General features: G+C 40.1%; 16 protein-coding genes. 1 reads left to right on the top strand and 15 read right to left on the bottom strand.

Annotated features, from left to right (window positions below; all coding sequences use genetic code 11):
* Positions 1–12: 12 nt before the first annotated feature.
* The 3 genes from hprK to ftsH all read right to left on the bottom strand — a co-directional run bounded on the left by hprK (position 13) and on the right by ftsH (position 5,112).
* A complete protein-coding gene (gene hprK, locus BIV20_RS02055) occupies positions 13–948 on the bottom strand; it encodes an HPr(Ser) kinase/phosphatase (protein ID WP_075721352.1) in 936 nt (311 codons plus the stop codon).
* 79 nt (positions 949–1,027) lie between these two features.
* On the bottom strand, positions 1,028–2,896 hold the full coding sequence (uvrC, locus tag BIV20_RS02050) for an excinuclease ABC subunit UvrC (protein WP_075721353.1): 1,869 nt from the start codon (positions 2,894–2,896) through the stop codon (positions 1,028–1,030).
* Positions 2,896–5,112, bottom strand: coding sequence for an ATP-dependent zinc metalloprotease FtsH (gene ftsH, locus BIV20_RS02045; RefSeq protein WP_075721354.1), 2,217 nt, complete (start codon positions 5,110–5,112; stop codon positions 2,896–2,898). Before ftsH ends, uvrC begins: the two co-directional genes overlap by 1 nt.
* A 245-nt stretch (positions 5,113–5,357) precedes the next feature.
* Here ftsH and BIV20_RS02040 point away from each other — a divergent pair, with 245 nt between their 5' ends.
* Positions 5,358–6,962: a CTP synthase gene (locus tag BIV20_RS02040; RefSeq protein WP_075721355.1), complete on the top strand. Its 1,605-nt coding sequence runs from the start codon at positions 5,358–5,360 to the stop codon at positions 6,960–6,962.
* A 48-nt stretch (positions 6,963–7,010) separates the two neighbouring features.
* On the opposite strand, the gene BIV20_RS02035 is transcribed toward BIV20_RS02040, so the two are convergent.
* The 12 genes from BIV20_RS02035 to BIV20_RS01980 all read right to left on the bottom strand — a co-directional run bounded on the left by BIV20_RS02035 (position 7,011) and on the right by BIV20_RS01980 (position 17,816).
* Positions 7,011–7,754 (bottom strand): aminotransferase class IV, encoded by a 744-nt coding sequence (locus BIV20_RS02035; RefSeq protein ID WP_075721356.1) that lies wholly within the window; start codon positions 7,752–7,754, stop codon positions 7,011–7,013.
* Between the two features lie 14 nt (positions 7,755–7,768).
* Entirely contained in the window at positions 7,769–9,136 is a 1,368-nt protein-coding gene (pabB, locus tag BIV20_RS02030) for an aminodeoxychorismate synthase component I (protein WP_075721357.1), read from the bottom strand.
* The gene (locus BIV20_RS02025) at positions 9,121–9,726 is read right to left on the bottom strand and encodes an anthranilate synthase component II (RefSeq protein ID WP_075721358.1); all 606 of its coding nucleotides are present in this window, start codon (positions 9,724–9,726) and stop codon (positions 9,121–9,123) included. Before BIV20_RS02025 ends, pabB begins: the two co-directional genes overlap by 16 nt.
* Before the next feature lie 11 nt (positions 9,727–9,737).
* Entirely contained in the window at positions 9,738–10,376 is a 639-nt protein-coding gene (locus BIV20_RS02020) for an HAD family hydrolase (protein ID WP_075721359.1), read from the bottom strand.
* A 44-nt stretch (positions 10,377–10,420) separates the two neighbouring features.
* Positions 10,421–11,257: a C39 family peptidase gene (locus BIV20_RS02015; protein ID WP_083655241.1), complete on the bottom strand. Its 837-nt coding sequence runs from the start codon at positions 11,255–11,257 to the stop codon at positions 10,421–10,423.
* A gap of 102 nt (positions 11,258–11,359) precedes the next feature.
* On the bottom strand, positions 11,360–12,448 hold the full coding sequence (locus BIV20_RS02010; RefSeq protein ID WP_075721360.1) for a sensor histidine kinase: 1,089 nt from the start codon (positions 12,446–12,448) through the stop codon (positions 11,360–11,362).
* On the bottom strand, positions 12,438–13,127 hold the full coding sequence (vanR, locus tag BIV20_RS02005) for a VanR-ABDEGLN family response regulator transcription factor (RefSeq protein ID WP_075721361.1): 690 nt from the start codon (positions 13,125–13,127) through the stop codon (positions 12,438–12,440). Before vanR ends, BIV20_RS02010 begins: the two co-directional genes overlap by 11 nt.
* Positions 13,128–13,154: 27 nt before the next feature.
* The gene (locus BIV20_RS02000) at positions 13,155–14,822 is read right to left on the bottom strand and encodes a SulP family inorganic anion transporter (RefSeq protein WP_075721362.1); all 1,668 of its coding nucleotides are present in this window, start codon (positions 14,820–14,822) and stop codon (positions 13,155–13,157) included.
* On the bottom strand, positions 14,810–16,099 hold the full coding sequence (locus BIV20_RS01995) for a lyase family protein (RefSeq protein ID WP_075721363.1): 1,290 nt from the start codon (positions 16,097–16,099) through the stop codon (positions 14,810–14,812). Before BIV20_RS01995 ends, BIV20_RS02000 begins: the two co-directional genes overlap by 13 nt.
* A 12-nt stretch (positions 16,100–16,111) precedes the next feature.
* Positions 16,112–17,320: a [FeFe] hydrogenase H-cluster maturation GTPase HydF gene (gene hydF, locus BIV20_RS01990; RefSeq protein ID WP_075721364.1), complete on the bottom strand. Its 1,209-nt coding sequence runs from the start codon at positions 17,318–17,320 to the stop codon at positions 16,112–16,114.
* Between the two features lie 9 nt (positions 17,321–17,329).
* The gene (locus BIV20_RS01985; protein ID WP_075721365.1) at positions 17,330–17,575 is read right to left on the bottom strand and encodes a TM1266 family iron-only hydrogenase system putative regulator; all 246 of its coding nucleotides are present in this window, start codon (positions 17,573–17,575) and stop codon (positions 17,330–17,332) included.
* Positions 17,576–17,585: 10 nt separating this feature from the next.
* Positions 17,586–17,816, bottom strand: coding sequence for a hypothetical protein (locus tag BIV20_RS01980; RefSeq protein ID WP_075721366.1), 231 nt, complete (start codon positions 17,814–17,816; stop codon positions 17,586–17,588).
* Between the last annotated feature and the right edge of the window lie 11 nt (positions 17,817–17,827).

The raw sequence follows: 17,827 nt of genomic DNA, 5'->3' as shown, positions 1-17,827 counted from the left end.
TATTACTAACTTTTACTCTTCATCATCGTCTTTCTGAAGATTTGCCTGCACACGGCGATATAATTCCTGTGCAGCATTATATCCCATTTTTTTCTGTCTGTGATTTACTGCTGCAGTTTCACATATAACTGCCAGATTACGTCCCGGACGGATTGGCAATGAATGGCACACTACTTTATTGCCAAGGAATTCTGTATACTCTTCTTCCAATCCCAGACGGTCATACTCATTTTCTTTCTTCCAGTCTTCCAGTTTAATAACCAAGTCAATATTCTGTTTTTCTTTTACACATTCTACACCAAACAGGGTCTTCACATCGATAATACCGATACCACGCAGTTCGATAAAGTAACGGGTAATATCCGGTGCTGTTCCCACCAAGGTATGTTCGTTGATTTTACGAATCTCTACCACATCATCACTAACCAGACGATGTCCTCTTCGTATCAATTCCAGAGCAGCCTCGCTCTTTCCGATTCCGCTTTCACCGGTGATTAAAAGTCCTTCACCATATACATCTACCAAAACACCATGAATAGAAATACATGGTGCAAGTTCTTCACTCAGATAATAAATCAACTCTGCCATAAAAGTAGAAGTTCCGTAATCAGTGGATAATACCGGTATCTTTGCTTCGCTTGCAATTCTTATCAACTCTTCGTCCGGTTCCAGATTACGACAGAAAATTACACATGGAATCTCATAAGAAAAGAACTCTTTATATACATTCAATTTTTCATCTGAACTCAACTTCTGCAAATAGGTATATTCCACCATACCAATAATCTGAATTCTGTTCTTCTCAAAGTACTCAAAATATCCTGTCAGCTGTAACGCCGGACGATTTACATCGGCTATCGTTACATATCTCTCCTTTACATCCACTTCCGGATTATAGGATTTTAAACTCATCTTATCAATAATTTTCTTTATACTTACACCATCCATATGCTTCTCCTTCTTGGTATTTTTTACCGAATTACATTTATGCTCTTATTTCCTATTTTATCATAGAAAACACGCTTCTTCAACTATCTGTAGAATGGAAAAATTCATAAACTGCCCGCGCTGACTGTTCATTCATGGAATCCACCTGTGACAATGTCTCCACATCTGCTTCCCGTATAGCATCCAGGGACAGAAAACGCCGCATCAAAGCCTTTCGTCTGGCCGGCCCAATGCCCGGAATATCATCCAATACGGAATGTACCTGTTCCTTACTTCGCAAGGATCTATGATACTCAATAGCAAATCTGTGTGCTTCATCCTGTACTCTGGTAATCAGTTTAAATCCTTCACTGCTTTTTTCAATGGGAATCTCCTGATTATTATAGTATAACCCACGGGTTCTGTGATTATCATCCTTTACCATACCACATACCGGAATATTCAACCGTAGTTCATCTAATACCTTTAACGCCACATTGACCTGTCCCTTACCACCGTCCATCATGATCAAATCCGGGAAACGTGTAAAGCTACCGTATTCCTGTTCCAACTTTCGTTCCTTACGTTCTTCCTGCTCTCGCATGCCATGGGTAAATCTTCTGGTAAGTACTTCATACATAGAGCCATAATCATCCGGTCCTGTCACCGTGCGTAACTTAAACTTACGATAATCGCTTCGCTTTGGCTTTCCTTTCTCATAAACAATCATGGAACCTACCGTTTCAAAACCGTTGATATTTGAAATATCGAATGCTTCAATCCGATTCAACTGTTCCATCCCCAAAATTCCTGCAATCTCCTTTAAGGCACCAATCGTTCTTCCCTCTTCTCGTTTGATTTTTTCCTTATCCTGACTCAGTACCATTGCAGCGTTCTTTCCCGCTAACTCTACCAATTTTTCTTTTGTTCCCTTTTTCGGCACACGAATGTACACCTTCTGCCCACGCTTTTCTGTCAGCCACTGACTGATAACCTCAGTTTCTTCAATCTCTTCCTGCAACATGATTTCCTTCGGAATAAATGGTGTACCTGCATAAAACTGTTTCAAAAATTCTGCTAATACCTGACTTCCGGTATCTTCGCTTCCAATCCGCACATGAAAATGGTCTCTACCAATCAACTTTCCGTCACGAACAAAAAATACTTGTACCACCGCATCCTCTCCATCGGATGCCATAGCAATAATATCCTTATCCTCTCCATCGGAATTGGTAATCTTCTGCTTCTGCGCTACCTGTTTTACGCTGTTTAGCAATTCACGATATTCTATCGCTTTCTCAAATTCCAGATTTTCAGATGCCTGCTGCATCTTTTCTTCCAACTCTTTCAGTACCGGCTGGTAATTTCCATTCAAAAATTCAATTGCCTTGTCAATCCGTTTCCGATACTCTTCCTGACTGATATATCCCTGGCAAGGTGCCATACATTGATGAATATGATAGTTAAGACAGGGTCTGTCCTTACCTGTATCTCTTGGAAGAGAACGGTTGCAAGTACGCAATTGATAAATCTTCCTTAAAAGCTCTATGGTATCCTTTACCGCTCCCGCACTGGTATAAGGTCCAAAGTAACGCGACTTATCTTTTTTCATCTGATGTGAAAAAAGGACTCTGGGAAAAGCTTCTCCCAGGGTCACTCTAATATAGGGATATGACTTGTCATCCCGTAACATCGTATTATATTTTGGCCGGTGCTCTTTGATTAAATTACATTCTAAAATCAAGGCCTCCAGTTCGGAATCTGTAATGATATATTCAAATCTTGCAATCTGTTTTACCATCTGATCCTTGCGAATTCCCTCATTATGGCTCGGACGGAAATACTGACGGACACGATTTCGAAGGCTGATTGCCTTGCCAATATAAATAATCGTGTCCTCAGCATCATGCATGATATATACTCCCGGTTTCTGTGGGAGTTTTTTCAATTCTTCCTGAATATCAAACATTATTTTAATCCTTTTAATAATTTATCCAGATAATCCTCATCTTCCTGTGGCTTAGGCGAAACCTCTTTTTTCTGAACTTCCTCTACAGGCTTTTTCTCAGATTCTTTTTTCACTGGTTCCACTGGCACTTCAGCCTCTGTCTGTACTTCTTCTGCCAATATGTCTACTTCTTTTGGCAATTCTACTTCTTTTGGCAACTCTATGTCTTTCGGTAATTCTATCTCTGCCGGCACTTCTACAGGCGGCATATAAATCACACTTTCTTCTGCCTTCTTTTCCTCCGCCTGGAATTCTTCTGCCGCCTTTTCTGCGTCAGTCTTCTCCTCCGGTTCCGGAATTCCTTTCAACTTACGGAATATCTTCATAAATTCCTTACCCGTAATAGTCTCGTGCTGATACAGATAATCTGAAATCTCGTCCAAAATCTCACGATTCTCTGTCAAAAGGCGTTTTGCTTCGTCATAGCTTTCTTTTAAAATCTTCATGACCTCTTGGTCAATCTGAGCTGCTGTCTCTTCTCCACAATTTAAACTTGCACGTCCATCCAGATATTGATTTTCAATAGTTACCAATCCCATCAGACCAAACTTATCAGACATACCATACTGTGTTACCATAGCTCTTGCAATTTTAGTTGCCTGTTCAATATCATTAGAAGCTCCCGTCGTCACAGAATCAAATACAATTTCCTCTGCGGCACGTCCACCCATGTAAGTAACCAAATGAGCAATCAACTCATTCTTCGTCATAAGGAACTTCTCTTCCTCCGGTACTTGCATGGTATATCCTAATGCACCCATAGTTCTTGGTACAATTGTAATCTTCTGAACCGGCTCTGCGTCCTTTTGCAATGCTGTTACCAAAGCATGACCCACTTCATGGTATGCAACCATTTTCTTTTCCTTAGGTCCCATGATACGGTCTTTCTTTTCTTTACCGGCGATAACTACCTCTACAGACTCAAACAAATCTGCCTGATTTACATATTTTCTTCCACTCTTAACTGCGTTAATGGCCGCCTCGTTAATCATATTAGCAAGGTCAGAACCAACAGCACCCGAAGTTGCCAATGCAATCGCTTCCAAATCTACACTGTCATCCATCAACACATTTTTGGCATGTACCTTAAGGGTTTCTACTCTTCCTTTTAAGTCCGGTTTGTCCACAATAATTCTACGGTCAAAACGTCCCGGACGCAACAATGCCTTGTCCAAAACTTCCGGACGGTTGGTTGCTGCCAAAATCAAAAGTCCCTTAGAGGTATCAAATCCATCCATCTCTGCAAGGAGCTGATTTAATGTCTGTTCACGTTCATCATTTCCGCCATAACGGCTGTCACGGCTCTTACCGATAGCATCAATTTCATCTATAAAGATAATACATGGTGCCTGCTTCTGTGCTTCTTTAAACAAATCCCTCACACGAGAAGCACCAACACCTACGAACATTTCCACAAAGTCAGAACCTGCCAGAGAAAAGAACGGTACTTTTGCCTCTCCGGCTACTGCTTTTGCTAAAAGTGTCTTACCTGTTCCAGGCGGTCCCACAAGCAATGCTCCCTTCGGCAACTTTGCTCCGATATCCGTATACTTCTTCGGATTATGCAAAAAGTCTACTACTTCCTGCAAAGACTCCTTAGCTTCGTCCTGTCCTGCTACATCCTTAAAGGTAACTCCTGTGGACTTCTCTACATATACTTTGGCAGTGGTCTTTCCCACTCCCATCATTCCTCCGCTTCCCATCTTGCGGAAAATTAAGAAGTAAAGCAATATCCAAACCAATGCCAACGGGATAATATAACTCAACATATTCCAAAGAATTGCAGAAGATACATCTTCTATGGTTCCTGACATATCTACATTATGTTTCTTCAAAAGTGGTAATAAATCCTCATCATTTAACTGTGCCGTATAGTAAGTAACTCTTGCAACGGCTGCTGTCTCCGATTTACTTTTCGGTGTAATTTGTATTTTCCCATTATCAAAGGTTACACTTTCAACCTCATCCGCTTCCACCATTTCAATAAAATCGGAATAAGAAATCTCCTTATTCAAAGCCTTATTCACACAGCTATTCAGCATACTTACGAAAAATAGCACCAACACTGCAGTCAAACAGAATATCAGAATTGTCATTCCATTCTTATTATTCTTGTTATTGCCTCCGCCGTTGTTATTACCACCGCCATTATTGTTATTATTTCCTTTGTTCTCCATTTATTTCCTCCTAAATATACCGCATCTTCTATCCGCGATACGTTTATTATTATATGTTTATTCTCATGGAAAATCAATATATTCTTCCTAAACTTTTCTTCATATTTATTAAGTTTTTCTAAACTTTTTTCCTAACTCCCAAAAGTTTTTTCAAAAAGTTCTAGATTTCTTGAAAACATGGTAGTATAATATATTGGTTATTGAGTAAACAAAAAAACTTTCACATATAAAAGGAGGAACTACCTATGCCCGTAAAATACGTCTTTGTCACCGGTGGTGTTGTATCCGGACTTGGTAAGGGAATTACAGCCGCTTCTCTGGGCCGTTTGTTAAAAGCCCGCGGATTCAAAGTCACCATGCAGAAATTCGATCCATACATCAACATTGATCCGGGAACTATGAACCCGATTCAACATGGTGAGGTTTTTGTTACCGATGACGGCGCAGAAACTGACTTGGACTTAGGACATTATGAACGTTTTATTGATGAAAGCCTGAATAAAAATTCTAATGTAACTACCGGTAAAGTATACTGGTCTGTACTTCAGAAGGAACGTCGTGGCGACTACGGCGGAGGAACTGTTCAGGTAATTCCACATATTACGAATGAAATTAAGAGCCGTTTTTACCGTGACTTTACCACAGAAGAAACACAGATTGCTATTATTGAAGTAGGTGGAACTGTAGGAGATATCGAAAGCCAGCCTTTCTTAGAATCCATTCGTCAGTTCCAGCACGAAGTAGGACGCGAGAACGCAATTCTGATTCATGTTACTTTGATTCCGTATCTTCATGCTTCAGGAGAAATGAAAACCAAACCCACTCAGGCAAGTGTAAAGGAATTACAGGGAATGGGTATTCAGCCGGATATCATCGTATGCCGTTCCGAACACGAACTGGATCAGGGATTGAAGGATAAAATTGCTTTATTCTGTAATGTACCGAATGGACATGTTCTCCAGAACCTCGATGTGGAATATTTATACGAAGCACCACTTGCTATGGAAAAAGAGCATTTAGCACAGGTCGCTTGTGAATGTCTCCACCTTGACTGTCCGGAACCGGATTTGAGTGATTGGACAGATATGGTAGATGCATTACGTCATCCAAATAAAGAAGTAGAAATTGCTTTGGTAGGAAAATACACACAGCTCCATGACGCTTACATTTCTGTTGTAGAGGCATTAAAACATGGAGGTATTGCAGAGCGTGCTACTGTAAATATCAAATGGGTGGATTCTGAATTATTAAATGAAGATAATGTAGATGAAGTATTAGGAACTGCACAGGGTATCATTGTTCCGGGTGGTTTTGGCGACCGTGGAGTAGAAGGCATGATTACTGCTGCACAATATGCTCGTGAACATGAAGTTCCATACCTTGGTTTATGCTTAGGTATGCAGGTTGCTATCATTGAATATGCAAGACATGTCTGCCAGTTCCATGATGCACACAGTATTGAATTAGATCCACAAACTACTCATCCGGTTATCGCTCTTATGCCAGACCAGAATGGTGTAGAGGATATTGGCGGAACCTTACGTCTTGGTTCTTACCCATGTGTTCTGGATACAACCTCAAAGGCTCGCGACGTATACGGAACAGAGAATATTGAGGAAAGACATCGTCACCGTTACGAAGTAAACAATGACTATCGTGCAGCTCTGACAGAAAACGGTTTAAAATTATGCGGACTTTCTCCTGATGGAAGAATCGTAGAGATGATTGAACTTCCAGATCATCCATGGTTCATTGCAACTCAGGCTCACCCGGAATTGAAGTCCAGACCAAACAGACCACATCCATTGTTTAAAGGATTTGTGGAAGCTGCCGTAAAGACAACAAGATAATGAAAAACAAAACTCCGGCAGGTATTACCTGTCGGAGTTTTTTACTGTTTACTTTATATTCAAGATATTTTCCCGTATTTTATTTGCAAATGTACGAGATGGAAACTTCAGTTCTCCGATGGATACAACCGGCATCGTCCACATCAGCGAATTTGTCAAAAAAGCCTCTTCATACTGTTGCAAATCTTCCAAATACAATTCTGTTTCTTCCACTTCGTAGTGTTCAAGTATGTACCTTCTCATAATTCCATCTAACAATCCACAAGAAATCTTCGGTGTAAAAAGCCTTCCTTCTTTTACGAAAAAAATATTACTTGCACTCGTCTCAGTAATCTGCTTTTGACTATTTAAAAATAAGGTTTCGTCATACCCTGCTTTCTTACATCTTCTTTTTTCCAAGAGATTGTCTCCATGATGAAAGGATTTGATATAAGTAAATGGCGAGGTTTCGTTTCTGATTACACGGCTTACATCCAATCGAAATCCTTTTTCAAATGATGTTTCATCATATGGATTTTCTCTTTTTGTAAAAAGAATATTCCGCTCGGACACCATGATTTTCAATACTCCGTGTTCCATCTGATTTTCTTCCAAAAATCTTCTAATCTCTGCTTCGTTTACCTGACACTTAAAATTCTCATTAGAAATCCCTAATATACCCAATCCCTTCTCCAACCGTTCTAAATGCCAATTTAGAAACAAAGGAGTTCCTTTCTCAACAGATATTGTTTCAAAACCCCCCATCCCAAAGCAATAGCCATCATCAAAAATTAACGTATTATTTTTATTCATATAAACCTTCCTTTTCATCCCTGGATTGCTTCTATCAATGCCTTTCCTTTTTGTAACGTTTCTTCATATTCAAACTCTGTATCTGACTCGTAAGTAATACCACCGCCAACGCCAATGTGATATTTTTCATCGTCATAGACCGCGGTTCGGATTGCAATATTAAACTCGCAATCGCCGCTTAATGAAATATATCCAATAATTCCCGTATAGAGCCCCCTTTGGTCATGTTCAAGTTCGTCAATAATTTCCATTGCTCTGACTTTCGGTGCCCCTGTAATAGAGCCTCCCGGAAACATTGCACGAAGTACATCTACAAAGTCCACGTCTTGCCGCAGTGTTCCTTCTACATTGGAAACAAGATGAAATACCGTTGCGTAAGTCTCCACTTTAAATAATTCAGAAACCTTTACTGTGCCAGGCAAGCAAATACGATTCAGGTCATTTCTCTCCAAATCAACAATCATAAGAAGCTCACTCTTATCTTTTTCAGAATCCTGCAATTCTTCCTTAAGCAAAAGATCCTCTTGAGTGGTACTTCCGCGTTTTCTTGTTCCTTTGATTGGCCTTGTTTCAATTTTTCCGTCTCTAATTTTGATAAAACGTTCCGGCGAAGCACTGATGATAGCGCCATATTCTCCGCTTAGATATGCAGAAAATGGCGCCGGATTCTTTTTCTGCAATTCTTTAAATACTTCATAGGGTGGCTTTTTGCTTTCTATCTCAAGCTGTTGCGTCATATTCATTACATAAATATGTCCCTGTTTGATATATTCTATCACATCCTGAATTGCCTGAATGTATTCCTGTTTTTCAAAATTTTTATCTACTCCTCCGAATTCCTCTTTCGCAAGAACGTTATTTGTAAAACACGCTCTATCCTCATTGCATTGTCTCACCAATTCCTCTAAACGTTGCACACTCTCTTTTTGCGCTGCCAACTTTCCATTGGCAATCAGATACAATATCTTATTTTCTATATCTTCAATAATAAAATTATCATAGAATGTAATCAATGCATCCGGAAGTTCTAGTTTTTTACTGTGTCTGGTCTTTATTTTTTCAAACTTCCGCCCATAATCATAAGAAAAATATCCGATTCCTCCTGACACAAGGGGGAGAACTGTTCGATTGACTTCTTTTTCTTTCTGCAAATATGCTTTCAAACAAAGTTCCATCGAACCTTGTTGCAATACACCGTTTTTATAAAACTGTCCGTCTATCTCCTTAAGTTCTAAATATGGATGAATGGCAATCATAGAATATTGTCCCAATTCATTCACCAGAGAGGAATCTAAAAACGCTGCTCCTTCTTCTCTGAACAACACATCAAACAACTTCTGGCTAGATACAAAAATATCGGACTTTTTTACATATGCTGACATCTACTTCGTTCCTCACATATTCCTTTAAAATTTTCTAAAAGTTCATGCCCATATTCTGTAAGCACTGCCTCCGGATGAAATTGAATTCCATAAATGGGGTATTTTTTATGACTAATTCCCATAATGGCACCATCCTCACTTCTCGCATCAATCATCAAATCCTTGGGAAAATCTTGTTCACTCACCACCAAGGAATGATATCTGGTAACCCCAAAAGTTTCCGGAAGATTTTTAAAGATATGCTTACCGCAATGCTTTATCTTACTAATTTTCCCATGCATTGGGCGTTCTCCTCTATCCACCTTAGCGCCGAAAACATCTGCTATCATCTGATGTCCCAAACATACTCCAAGAATCGGAATCTCACCAGCAGTTTTTTCAATCATTTCTTTCAAATAAGAAAAATCCCTGGGATGTTTCGGTCCCGGAGATATGACAATACCTTTTAACCTTTTTTTGTCTATTCCGCTCTTGATTTTTTCCCAATCAATTTTGTCATTTCGAACCACTTGCGTCTGCATATTTAATTCTTCCATATAGGAAACCTGATTGTAGACATACGAGTCGTAGTTATCAATCATCAAATACATTTCTTTGCCTCTTAAAACTTTAATTCTGAAAGATTCTGAAATATCCCTATACTATTATAATCCCTAAAATCTTCTACTGTTGTAGTTCCTGTGGTAACACCAGCAAAAGGAACTCCCGCACACTCCGCCGTCTTGGCATCCACCAAACTATCTCCCACATAGAGCACTTCCGACTTGTCCAAATTCCATTCCTTTAACACCTTAAGAACGCCTTCCGGGTCCGGCTTTGGATTTGCTACATTATTGCCTCCTACAATCATTTCTACATATTCTTTTGCATGACATTTTTCTAATATTCCTTCAATTCGGTAATCAAACTTGGTGGTTACAACCGCAACCTTGATACCATTTTGTTTTAAAAAATCCAGAACTTTTTTCGCATCCGGATACAATTCGGAATTATCCGTCATTATCTCGTCTGCTTTTTCTACGAAATAGGAACGAAATTCTTCTCCCTTCTCCGGCTTCTTATCTCCGGTCAATGCAACATAAGTTTCCGGCAGTGAAAGCCCTATGGTCTTACGGATTCTTTCTCTTTCGGCCTGCTTATATCCCATTTTTTCCAGTGCATAATTGGCGCTTAATATGATTCCGTTCGTAGAATCTCCCAATGTATAATCAAAATCAAAAATTACTGCTTTGTACTGCATACTTTTCCTCCAAACAAAGATATCCTCTATGCAGTATAGCACACCTATCCCCCAATTGACCACAAACATTTAATTTGCGAGTACAAAACGTCGTATTCCCAGTGCTGTTTACTTCTTTCTTTACTATTGGGGTCGTTTACCAGAAAACCTTTTCTATCATATTCTCGAATCAAGATGAAATGTCCTGTGGTAGTAAAATCTCCCGGACGCATACTGCAAATAATCACTTTTCCTTCATCCAACACTTCCTTCATCTTTGCTTCATCAAGCCCGATTTCTGCACCTTTTAACCCCAATTGCTCTGCACCATCCGTAAAAAAACTCCAACTTGTCCCTGCCTCTGTGTTGTAACCATTTTCCTCTGCAAATTCTGCCATCTCTCTTGGGTTCATATCAGTTTCGCCCGTAAGATAGGTATAAGCCATTGACATACAGGTAGGCCCACATCCTGCCAGTGCAATCATTTCACTTCCATAGTCATCATATCCCCATCTTCTGTCCCACTGCAAGAACAACGGCACTTCTCCAGACTTTATCTCACCTGTCAAATCAATCTCTTTTCCCATATACTTATCTCTTTCCGGATAACTGGTTACAAAATCATAGGTTTCCGAATTCTTTTCCAACAATTCTAACAGTTCTTGTGGATAATCCTCTTTCTGCTGGTTTTCCAAAAATTCCTTTGCCTGTGCCTCTTCTCCTCTCCATACCCCCTGTATTCGGTCTGTCCCAAACAAAATAATCCCACCACATATCAGAAAAACTGTTCCAATACACACTACCGTTTGTTTTAGTCGGCGAATTCTCTGTCTACGTCTCCTTCTTTTCCGAACTGCTGTACTATTTCTTCCTGTATGATAGACACGATTTGTTGTTGACATAAAAATACTTCCTTTCCTATTTACTGTTCACCTTTTATGAACTAATTATAAGAAAAGAAGTATTTTTGTTTTTCTGCTTTTTCTCGCAGAATTCTTAAGTTTTTATGAATATAATTCTATAAAAAAGCATGTCTTTCCCTGTTGGCTCTCCGCCCATATTTTTCCCTGGTGCAACTCCACAATTTCTTTTGCAATAGCAAGTCCCAGACCGGCTCCGCCACCTCTACTGCTTCTTGCTTTATCCACCCGAAAAAACTGTTCAAAAATACGTTCCAGTTTTTCTTTTGGAATCTCCGTTCCGGTATTCTTCACCTGAATCTTGATTTTTTCATCCTGTCGTGTTGCCTTAATATGAATAACGCTTTTTTCTTCACTGTAAAATACAGCATTACGAAGAAGGTTGTCAAATACCCGCTGCATCTTATCTGAATCACACAAAAACTTCATATCAGCCGGCTCCACTACCAATTCACAGGTCAATTGTTTTTCTGCCAACATAGGCTGAAACTCATATACGATTTGCTCCAACATCATTTTTAGGGAAACACTGGTTTTCTCCAATTCCAAATGTGTCAGGTTGAATCTGGTAATTTCAAAAAATTCATTTATCAGTTCTTCTAAGCGTTCTGCTTTTTCCAATGAAATAGACAAATATTTTTCTTGTAGTTCCGGTGAAATCTGTCGTTCCTCCGTCAGTAACGTCAAGTAACCGATAACAGACGTAAGTGGTGTTTTCAAATCATGAGCGAGATATACCACAAGATCATTTTTTCGTTGCTCTGCCTCCCGTGCCAATTGCTCATTCCGCCGGATATCACCTATAATCCGGTTCATATAATACTCTACCTCTATTAAATCCTTCGGCAGATGTATCTGACTTTCTCCTGCAGGAATCTGTTCCATTGCATCCATAACCTTTTGAAAGTAATTCAACAGACGAATCCAGTAAAAAATTCCAAGAAGCAAAATCCCAGCCAGAAACAGCAGCACCACACAGACCACCTGATTGTCCTGTATCCAGTGAAGCTGCCAATAAAAGGTATCCCACGTCTGCCAGGTGCGCCTTTCCAGCATGGACTTTGCCCAAAATAGACCTACAATTAACACAAGAATATAGATAACTCCTGCCCGAAACATTTTTCCAAAAAAACGGCTCAGGATTGTTCTTTTGATATCCACTTTATTTTTCAATGGTATAACCTACCCCCCAAACCGTTTTTATAAACTTATGGTTCTGATAGGACTCTTGCATTTTCTCTCTTATGCGTCCCACATGCGCCATTACCGTATTATTACTATCTAGATACTTTTCCTTCCATACTGCTTCAAAAAGTTCCTCGGAAGCAACCACCTGTCCCTGATGTTCACACAGATACCAGAGAATAGAAAACTCCCTGGGTGTCAGTTCCAATTCCCTTCCATACAGGCTACACTGATGTGTTCTTTTATTGATAATAAGTCCGCGAATATCCAGTTCTTCCTTCATTACCCCTGCTTGATTATAGCTATGATAACGCCGTAACTGTGTCTTCACTCGCGCAACTACCTCTAATGGATTAAACGGTTTTGTAATGTAATCATCTGCCCCTTGCATCAGACCATTGATTTTATCTACATCCTCCACTTTGGCAGTCAACATAATAATGGGGAAAAAATAATTTTTTCGTATCTCACGACAAAGCTTAAATCCATCCATATCCGGTAACATAATGTCTAAAAGTGCCAGTTCTATTTCTTGCTGTTCTACGCATTTCAAGGCGTCTGTTCCATTATAAAATTTATGAACCTTAAATCCTTCATTGGATAAATACAATTCCAATAAGTCTGCTACTTCTTTTTCATCATCTACTACCAGAATGTGCTCTGCCATGCTTTTTCCCCTCCACCTATATCAAACTTAATCCTGTCCTTCACACACTTTCTTTGCACGCTCTAACGCATCATCAATATGTACACAGAAGTTTTCTCTTCCTAGCAGTTCTACAAAATTGCTCTTTTCCATTACCTTCATTGGCTGCTCATTTACATGAGAAAATACTAATGTAATATTCTTTTTCTTACACTGTTCATACAATTCCTCCAGAGAATGCATCGCTGTTGCATCAATTGCATTTACACTTCGCATACGAAGCACCAGACACTGATCTGCTTCTTCTAAAGAAATCTTCAAAATCTTATCTGCAGCACCGAAGAAAAGTGGTCCGCTGATTTCATATACCAGAGTTCCTTTCGGAACAACTCTTAAGGAAATACTATCCGGATCGGTATCATCTTCCTCATCCACATATTTCCATCCTTCTACTTCCGTTTCGTCGCTCATACGTTTCATGAAAAGCATAGCTGCCAATACGATACCAACTTCAATCGCTACTACTAAATCGAATACTACAGTCAATATAAAAGTAGAAACCAATACGATAATATCGCTCTTTGGAGAAGTTTTTAACAAATGAAGGAACTTTCTCCATTCACTCATGTTATAAGCTACCATAAATAAAATTGCTGCTATTGCAGGCATTGGAATCAACGCTGCATATGGCATTAACACTACCAAAATCAATAATAATGTTACTGCATGCACCATTCCTGCTACCGGAGTACGTCCACCATTTTTTACATTGGCTGCTGTTCTGGCAATTGCTCCGGTTGCCGGGATTCCACCAAACAGTGCAGATGTAATGTTTCCTGCTCCCTGTGCAATCAATTCCATGTTGGAACGATGACGTCCATTTACCATACTGTCTGCTACCACGCAAGACAACAAAGACTCAATTGCTGCTAAAATTGCAATAGTAAATGCATCCGGAAGTACCTCTTGTACCATTCCAAAGGAGAATGATGGTACAGAAAATGCCGGAAGTTTACTGGATATTTCATACAAATCACCAATGGTATTTACCTTCATATCTAATCCGCTTACCATACCAATTCCTACTAAAACGGCAATTAAAGATGGTGGAATCTTCTTGAAGAATCCCGGCAGATACGGCCAGAAAATCAAAATTGCAAGACAGACCATTCCCACCAAAAAAGCCTGCCAATTAAAGGTATCAATAAACTGAAATACTGCTTTTAATTTATCAGTTGTGGCAATTAATGGTTCTTTTGTTACTACTGTAAGTCCTAAAAAATCCTTAATCTGCCCAACTAGAATCGTCACTGCAATTCCGCTGGTAAAACCTGTTGTAATGGTATACGGAATGAATTTAATAAGATTTCCAAGACGTAATAGCCCCATGAGAATCAAGATAATACCCGCCATAACGGTAGCTACAATCAGTCCTTCCATTCCGTTTTTCGCCACAATTCCTGCTACAATCGTTGCAAATGCCGCTGTCGGTCCTGCAATCTGAACTCTGGAACCTCCTAAAAAGGAAATTACAAAACCTGCTGTAATCGCAGTGTAGATTCCCTTTTCCGGTGTCACACCGGATGCCAGTGCCAACGCAATCGATAATGGCAATGCAATGATTGCCACAATAATTCCTGCAATTACGTCTTTTACAAATTGTTCTTTGCTGTAATTTTTCATTGTCGTAAACAGCTTTGGTACTAATTTTTCCATAACATTTTCTCCTCAATCATCTTAGCTACTTTATCGTAACCTAATTCTTTTGTATATTCTGTAAAAAAGGCATTGGAGCCTTCTAATAGTCGCTTACAGCGTTCCTCCCGCGCCTCCAGCGTTTTTACACACTTCTCGCGAAACAGCCGAACTGTACTCGTCAATAATTCCAAGCTTTCTAGCAAACAATCTGCTATTAGCGGCAAAAAGGCATTCAGTTCAAATTCCCCATGGGCTGCTGCCATGGTAATGGCACTGTCATTTGCCATTACTTTCATAGAAACCTGCATGGTCATCTCTGTCATCACCGGATTTACCTTCCCCGGCATAATGGTACTTCCTGCCTGCATTTTTGCCAGGCGTATTTCTCCAAATCCTCCATCCGGACCACTGTTCATCAAGCGCAAGTCGTTTGCTATCTTCATCAAGTTTACTGCCAATGCCTTTAGCAAACCGGACACTTCCACAAATACATCCTGATTCTGAGTCATATCCATAGGATATTCCGACCGCGCCAATCCGATTCCGGTAATATCCCGCAAATATTCAATTACCAGCGCCTGATACTTATGGTCGCTTCCGATACCGGTTCCTACCGCTGTTCCTCCCAGATTGGTCTGCCGCAGACGTTCTTCCACCTTATAGAGTCTCCAACGGTCTCTTGCCACTGACTGGGCATAAGAACCAAACTCCATTCCCAAGGTAATGGGCACTGCATCCATCAATTCTGTCCGCCCTAACTTCTTCACACCATCATACTGGTTTTCTTTTTCCTGTAATGCTGTCTGAAGTTTAGCGCATTCCTCACTCAGTTCCCGCAGTTTCTGAATCGCCGCAATGCGAAGTGCTGTAGGATATACGTCATTGGTGGACTGGCCTCTGTTCACATCATCCAGTGGATGCACCTGCTCTGACGCTCCCGGTTCGCTTACACCATGCAACTTACACAATTCTTTCTGTGTCAAAGTTGCCAGCACCTCATTCACATTCATATGAGTAGAAGTTCCTGCTCCGCCCTGTAACGCATCTGTAACAAAAACGTCTGCATAAGGAACTCCTTCTATCTGTCCATTTTTTATTCCTTGTAGCACCAGGTCACATGCCGTTTCCATGGCCTGATACAACTCTTTTTTCTCCGGCAATAACTTCTGATAGGTCATAGAAGCAGCTTTTTTCACCTCTACCATAGCATAAATCAATTCTTTATTGACTTTTCTTGCTCCTAATCGAAAATTCTCTTCTGCCAGTTTTGTCTGTTCTCCGTACAATTTCTCCATTTCCACTGCCCTCTATTCTTCCGGCAATTCTGCCAGAATATGCGGAAATATCTCAACGCTTCGTTTTAAGATTCCTTGCATATACGCAATGGCAATGCCATAATTGGTAATCGGTATATCCTGGTCTTGGGCACATTTCAACCGATACTTCATTTCCCGTTCATTGAGCATACATCCTCCACAATGAATAATCAGTTTATATTCCGATAAATCCTCCGGGAACTCTGTTCCGGAACTCAACTCTATCTGAAGTTCTTTTCCTGTATAATTCTTCAACCATCTCGGAATCTTTACGGAACCAATATCATCACATTGACGGTGATGGGTACAGCCCTCAGATATTAACACTTTATCGCCATCCTGTAATGTTTCAATGGCTGCCGCCCCTTGCACCACAGTTTGAAGATTTCCCTTATATCTAGCAAATAAAATAGAAAACGAAGTAAGCGGAATATCTTTTGGCGTATCTGCACTGACTTTCGCAAACACCTGACTATCTGTAATTACCAACGATGGTTTTTTCCCTAATTGTGCTAAGGTCTCACGAAGCTCGTATTCCTTTACCACAATAGCAGTTGCGTCGGACTCTAAGATATCACGAATGGTCTGCTGTTGGGGAAGAATCAATCTGCCCTTCGGCGCTGCCTTATCGATAGGTACTACTAACACAACAAAATCGGAAGGACTTATAATGTCTCCCACAATCTTAAGTTTAGGCTCCTCCGTCACTGCAAGTTTCCCTATCTTTTCTTTTAACTCTTCTATCTGAAATCCTGTTTTTGCGCTAACCGCTATGTAGTATTCCTCATCGGGAACACTACCTTCCCGTAAATCCTGTTTATTGAAAACAATCACATAGGGAATCTTTTTTTCCCGAAAAATTGCGATAAGTTCCTCTTCTACCGATGTAATTCCTACTGTTTTATCTACCACCAAAACAGCTACATCTGTTTTATTCAAAATCTGCTTCGTTTTTCTGACACGAAGTTCTCCCAGACTGCCTTCATCGTCAATTCCCGGTGTATCAATAATCACTACCGGTCCAATTGGCAATAACTCCATTGCCTTTTGCACCGGATCGGTCGTGGTTCCCTTTACCTCAGAGACCACTGCCAGTTCCTGTCCCGTCACTGCATTGACCACACTAGACTTTCCTGCATTTCTTCTTCCAAAAAAACCAATATGTACCCGGTCTGCAGATGGTGTACTGTTTAATCCCATTGTTTCCTCCTATACCTTAGCATACGCCGTTTTACTGCTGACTCCCGGTAACTTTCCAAGTTTTCCCGAAAGCGCACTAATCACATCCTGCGGCGCATCTACTGCAATACTGATAATATTAATTTCTTTTTTATGATAGGGGATTCCCATTCTGCCGATAATATACTTTCCATATTCGTGCAAAATCCGGTTCAATTCATCTACCGAGGATTCCTCTTCCACAATAATTCCGATAATTGCAACTCTTGTTTCCATATGTTCCTTCCTATTCGTCAAACTCTACTGTCACAAAAAAGCCCTTTGGAGTCTCATGTACACTTACTACTTTTCCTTCTCTGGATTTAAGTCTCTCACTAAAAGTATAATTCGCAGACATGGCATATGCTTTTCCCAAAGTATAATAATAAGAGGTAGGCAGTTTTCCCTCTGTTACAGGTAAAATATCTCCCTCTTTTAAAAGGCCTGTCCGTTCCATTTTAAATTCCATCTGACGCATATCACAACACT

The sequence above is a fragment of the Roseburia sp. 499 genome (assembly GCF_001940225.2).
Classification (GTDB): Bacteria; Bacillota; Clostridia; order Lachnospirales; family Lachnospiraceae; genus Petralouisia.
This window is presented reverse-complemented; position numbering and strand designations above follow the sequence as displayed.

What these genes read in the sequence shown, in the direction of transcription:
- vanR (WP_075721361.1), bottom strand. Translation starts at nt 13,127, where the DNA reads ATGGCAGAGCACATTCTGGTAGTAGATGATGAAAAAGAAGTAGCAGAC.
- BIV20_RS02025 (WP_075721358.1), bottom strand. Translation starts at nt 9,726, where the DNA reads ATGTATTTGATGATTGATAACTACGACTCGTATGTCTACAATCAGGTT.
- BIV20_RS02015 (WP_083655241.1), bottom strand. Translation starts at nt 11,257, where the DNA reads ATGTCAACAACAAATCGTGTCTATCATACAGGAAGAAATAGTACAGCA.
- BIV20_RS01995 (WP_075721363.1), bottom strand. Translation starts at nt 16,099, where the DNA reads ATGGAGAAATTGTACGGAGAACAGACAAAACTGGCAGAAGAGAATTTT.
- BIV20_RS02035 (WP_075721356.1), bottom strand. Translation starts at nt 7,754, where the DNA reads ATGAATAAAAATAATACGTTAATTTTTGATGATGGCTATTGCTTTGGG.
- BIV20_RS02000 (WP_075721362.1), bottom strand. Translation starts at nt 14,822, where the DNA reads ATGGAAAAATTAGTACCAAAGCTGTTTACGACAATGAAAAATTACAGC.
- pabB (WP_075721357.1), bottom strand. Translation starts at nt 9,136, where the DNA reads ATGTCAGCATATGTAAAAAAGTCCGATATTTTTGTATCTAGCCAGAAG.
- uvrC (WP_075721353.1), bottom strand. Translation starts at nt 2,896, where the DNA reads ATGTTTGATATTCAGGAAGAATTGAAAAAACTCCCACAGAAACCGGGA.
- BIV20_RS01980 (WP_075721366.1), bottom strand. Translation starts at nt 17,816, where the DNA reads ATGCGTCAGATGGAATTTAAAATGGAACGGACAGGCCTTTTAAAAGAG.
- BIV20_RS02020 (WP_075721359.1), bottom strand. Translation starts at nt 10,376, where the DNA reads ATGCAGTACAAAGCAGTAATTTTTGATTTTGATTATACATTGGGAGAT.
- BIV20_RS02040 (WP_075721355.1), top strand. Translation starts at nt 5,358, where the DNA reads ATGCCCGTAAAATACGTCTTTGTCACCGGTGGTGTTGTATCCGGACTT.
- ftsH (WP_075721354.1), bottom strand. Translation starts at nt 5,112, where the DNA reads ATGGAGAACAAAGGAAATAATAACAATAATGGCGGTGGTAATAACAAC.
- hprK (WP_075721352.1), bottom strand. Translation starts at nt 948, where the DNA reads ATGGATGGTGTAAGTATAAAGAAAATTATTGATAAGATGAGTTTAAAA.
- hydF (WP_075721364.1), bottom strand. Translation starts at nt 17,320, where the DNA reads ATGGGATTAAACAGTACACCATCTGCAGACCGGGTACATATTGGTTTT.
- BIV20_RS01985 (WP_075721365.1), bottom strand. Translation starts at nt 17,575, where the DNA reads ATGGAAACAAGAGTTGCAATTATCGGAATTATTGTGGAAGAGGAATCC.